The 3,893-nt window shown below is 43.4% G+C and carries 5 protein-coding genes; 4 read left to right on the forward strand and 1 reads right to left on the reverse strand.

Annotation, left to right across the window (positions count from 1 at the left end):
- Nucleotides 1-228 precede the first annotated feature (228 nt).
- The 4 genes from BGL89_RS11465 (at nucleotide 229) to BGL89_RS11480 (ending at nucleotide 2,108) form a co-directional block, all read left to right on the forward strand.
- The gene (locus BGL89_RS11465; RefSeq protein WP_286825811.1) at nucleotides 229-474 is read left to right on the forward strand and encodes a hypothetical protein; all 246 of its coding nucleotides are present in this window, start codon (nucleotides 229-231) and stop codon (nucleotides 472-474) included.
- Nucleotides 475-489: 15 nt separating this feature from the next.
- Complete coding sequence (gene ureA / locus BGL89_RS11470; protein ID WP_002738360.1) at nucleotides 490-792, forward strand: urease subunit gamma; 303 nt, start codon at nucleotides 490-492, stop codon at nucleotides 790-792.
- Nucleotides 793-811: 19 nt separating this feature from the next.
- Nucleotides 812-1,138, forward strand: a complete 327-nt coding sequence (locus BGL89_RS11475; RefSeq protein WP_002738732.1) for an urease subunit beta — start codon at nucleotides 812-814, stop codon at nucleotides 1,136-1,138.
- An 82-nt stretch (nucleotides 1,139-1,220) separates the two neighbouring features.
- Complete coding sequence (locus tag BGL89_RS11480) at nucleotides 1,221-2,108, forward strand: S-methyl-5'-thioadenosine phosphorylase (RefSeq protein ID WP_286825812.1); 888 nt, start codon at nucleotides 1,221-1,223, stop codon at nucleotides 2,106-2,108.
- A 270-nt stretch (nucleotides 2,109-2,378) separates the two neighbouring features.
- Here the strand turns inward: BGL89_RS11480 and BGL89_RS11485 are convergent, their stop codons facing one another.
- Nucleotides 2,379-3,335 carry an RNA polymerase sigma factor, RpoD/SigA family gene (locus tag BGL89_RS11485; RefSeq protein ID WP_286825813.1) on the reverse strand — a complete coding sequence of 319 codons (957 nt, stop codon included), beginning with the start codon at nucleotides 3,333-3,335 and terminating at the stop codon, nucleotides 2,379-2,381.
- Between the last annotated feature and the right edge of the window lie 558 nt (nucleotides 3,336-3,893).

The following is a 3,893-nucleotide window of genomic DNA, read 5'->3' on the forward strand; positions in this document are numbered from 1 at the left end:
TCCCAATCCTATTTTCGCAGCATGAACATCGGACTTTAACAGGTCAAAAGCTTTATTTTAAAAGGGTTTTACCATTATTCAGCAAGCCCTACTTAACTTTAATGATATAATCAGGTTAAGCTGAATAAGCTAAGACGAATTTTAACCGCCTATCCTTAGATTAGCGGAATCTTCTCCAATCCCCTTACTCTTGCCTTTTCTCATCTTAAAAAAACAGGAGATAGGACATTGAAATCGATCGAATTGCGGCAAAAACTAATCAACCAAATTGAGCGGCTGAGTTTTGAAAAACTTCTCGTTTTAGAAAAGCTGATCGAAAGCTTAGAAAGCCACTTACCAGAAACCTCAAAAAATATAGATTCTGCTCTAGAATCTCCAGCTTTAACAAATACTTATTTAGAAGATGCTCCAATCATAGGAATGTGTTGTGGTTTGACATACTCCCACCGTACAATAACCCTAGCATCTGTGTGAAAAAAAGGCCTATCTATGCAACTTTCGCCCCAAGAAAAAGATAAATTACTCATTTTCACGGCGGCACTGCTCGCCGAAAGACGCAAAAATCGCGGTATCAAGTTAAATTATCCCGAAGCGATCGCCTATATTAGCGCCGCCATCCTCGAAGGTGCCAGGGAAGGTCGTAGCGTGGCTGAATTGATGAGTTACGGCACTACTTTATTAACTCGCGAGGAGGTAATGGAAGGCATCCCGGAAATGATTACGGAAGTGCAGATCGAAGCGACTTTTCCCGATGGTACTAAATTAGTTACCGTTCACAATCCCATTCACTAACAGGAGATTTTTAGCAGCTATGATTCCGGGAGAAATTATCACACCATCTGGAGCGATCGAGATTAATGTCGGTCGCGACACCCTGCGTATTTCTGTGGCTAATACAGGCGATCGACCGATTCAAGTGGGTTCCCACTATCATTTTTATGAAGTTAATCAGGCCCTGGAGTTTCAGCGCGAATTAACCAAAGGAACCCATCTGAATATTCCCGCGGGTACATCAGTTCGATTTGAACCGGGAGACACGAAAGAGGTGGAATTAGTTACCATCGCGGGAACTGAAGAAATTTATGGCTTTAATGGTTTAATTAATGGTTCCCTCAAGGGCAAGAAAAAGAAAAAGTAAGGCCTTAACGGAAAAATTATCAGAGTTCGATCGCTCAATTATGGTAAAATCAAGGCAACGATAACTAATTCTTTCCAAGACTATGACGACGGTAAAAATTGGCATCATTGGCGGCAGTGGTTTATATAAAATGGATGCCCTCAAGGATGTGCGGGAAGTATCCCTCGATACTCCTTTTGGTTCTCCTTCCGATGCTTTAATTCTCGGCACTTTAGAGGGAACGGAAGTCGCCTTTTTAGCGCGTCATGGCAGAAATCACCATTTTTTACCGACCGAATTACCCTTTCGAGCTAATATTCACGCTCTCAAACAATTAGGGGTTGAATATATTATTTCCGCTTCGGCCGTTGGTTCCCTAAAAGCCGAAGTTAAACCCCTAGATTTAGTCATTCCCGATCAATTTATTGACAGAACTAAAGAGAGAATAGCGACTTTTTTTGGGGAAGGAATTGTTGCCCACGTTGCCTTTGGTGATCCCGTTTGTCCCCAATTAGCAAACATTTTAGGGGATGCCGTCGCTAGTTTAAACCTACCGGAAGTTACCCTGCATCGCGGCGGTACATACATCTGTATGGAGGGGCCGGCTTTTTCTACTAAAGCGGAATCAAATCTCTATAGAAGTTGGGGGGCAACCGTGATCGGTATGACCAATTTAACCGAGGCCAAATTAGCCCGAGAAGCGGAAATTGCCTACGCTACCTTAGCCCTAGTTACCGATTATGATTGTTGGCATCCTGATCACGATCATGTCACGGTAGAAATGGTGATCGAAAATCTACACCATAACGCTATTAATGCCCAAAAAGTCATCCAAGAAACGGTGCGCCGTCTGGTAGCTAATCCTCCTGTTTCTGCCGCTCATTCTGCCCTTAAATACGCTATTCTTACCCGTCTAGATTCCGTTCCCGTCGCCACTAAAGAAAAATTAGCTCTCTTTTTGAAAAAATATCTTGAAGAGATAGAGAAATAGTAGAAAAAAGTCGTCGATGAATCTAGAAATGGGTCATTTTTATCGCTGTCAACCAGACGATAAATTTGACCCAAATTCTAGGTTATCTCTAGCTTAACTAGGGTCTGCTGAATAATGGTAAAACCCTTTTAAAATAAAGCTTTTGACCTGTTAAAGTCCGATGTTAGTGCAAGAAAATAGGATTGACAAAAAACAAGGGCAACAAAGCCTGAAACTCCTGACTCCTGACTCCTGACTCCTACCCCCACCGAAAAACTTTTTCAGCAGACCCTAACTAGCTAGATATTCTCTAATGTTGCCCTTGCGTTTTCTTAATTTAGCGATCGCTTCTCGTTCGATCTGACGCACGCGTTCACGACTGATATTGAGTCGAACGCCAATTTTTGCTAGGGTGAGGGGCTGCCCATTATCTAAACCAAAACGCAGACAAATCACTTCTTTTTGTTGAGGGGTGAGGTCTGCCATCAGTTTTTCCAAATCCACTTGGAGGGAAGAATAGGCAGTGTAATCTTCGGGGGAAAGTCCCGTATCTTCCAAGAGTTCCCCTAATTCCGTGTCTTGATTGTCCCCCACCTTTAAGTCAAGGGAAAGGGGTTGACGGGACCGTTCCAAGTAGTCTCGCACCTGTTTGGGAGTTAGGTCCAATTCCTCGGCTAATTCAGCAATGGTGGCAGCGCGACCTTTATCTTGAGCTAGTTGACGCTGGGCTTTTTTGATTTTATTTAGTTTTTCGGTGATGTGGATGGGCAGACGGATGGTGCGACTTTTTTCTGCGATCGCCCGGGTGATGGCTTGGCGAATCCACCAATAAGCATAGGTGGAAAAGCGATAGCCTTTGGTGGGATCGAATTTTTCCACACCTCTTTGCATCCCAATGGTTCCCTCTTGGATTAAGTCCAATAGATCGAGATTGCGTTTTAGGTATTTTTTAGCGATGGAAACCACTAAACGCAGGTTCGCTTCTACCATCTTGCGTTTGGCGAAATCCCCTGCCCCCAATTCTCGACGGAGTTGTTCTTCACTAATTTCCGCCGCTTCTGACCACTGGCGATCGCTGGGTTCGCTGCCGAGTTTAGCCATTAGGGATTCCTTGATTTTTTCCAGAAAAATTAATCTTTGCACCTGTTTTGCGTAGAGAATTTCTTCTTCATGGGTGAGAAGGGGAACTCGGCCAATTTCTCTGAGATAGGCGCGAACTGGATCGGTGGGGTTTTTCGAGGTTTTCATGAGTGCGCGTCGGTTGAGGGTTGATATTCAGGGATTGATGGCGTTTTTCAGATCGCTTCCCCAGGGGCAGTTAAGGAGATGCTATCAGGGCTTTTTCTAGTTTTGTAAAGAGAGCAGTGAGTGATCACTCAAGGATATAGAGAAATCTAATTGAAGATTTAATTGCCTCTATAGTCCTTTTTTTGGCTATATATAAAGTTTCTGGGCATAAATGGCAAGCACTAAGAACCTTGGTTATTTAACCAATATTACAACAATCATTAAATATTGTAAAGTTTATGAGAAAAAAATCATCCATCTCAGGAACGCACCGATGAAGAGTAGGTTTGAGTATCCCTACTCATAGATTACCCAAAGGTTTCCGAGCGGGATGCAATCTAGATGACAAAATGAGCAATTTTCTCAGATAGCGATCGCAGAGTGAGCGGTGAGGGGTTTGTACTAAAATGTCCAATACTCAGTTTAAATAGGGTCTGCTGAAAAAGTTTTTCGGTGGGGGTAGGAGTCAGGAGTCAGGAGTCAGGAGTCAGGAGTCAGGAGTTTCAGGCTTTGTTGCCC

This window comes from Microcystis sp. LSC13-02 (assembly GCA_002282935.1).
Taxonomy (GTDB): domain Bacteria; phylum Cyanobacteriota; class Cyanobacteriia; order Cyanobacteriales; family Microcystaceae; genus Microcystis.

Excerpts from the sequence above, each read along its gene's own strand:
- BGL89_RS11475 (WP_002738732.1), top strand. The coding sequence starts at position 812 with ATGATTCCGGGAGAAATTATCACACCATCTGGAGCGATCGAGATTAAT.
- BGL89_RS11485 (WP_286825813.1), bottom strand. The coding sequence starts at position 3,335 with ATGAAAACCTCGAAAAACCCCACCGATCCAGTTCGCGCCTATCTCAGA.
- ureA (WP_002738360.1), top strand. The coding sequence starts at position 490 with ATGCAACTTTCGCCCCAAGAAAAAGATAAATTACTCATTTTCACGGCG.
- BGL89_RS11480 (WP_286825812.1), top strand. The coding sequence starts at position 1,221 with ATGACGACGGTAAAAATTGGCATCATTGGCGGCAGTGGTTTATATAAA.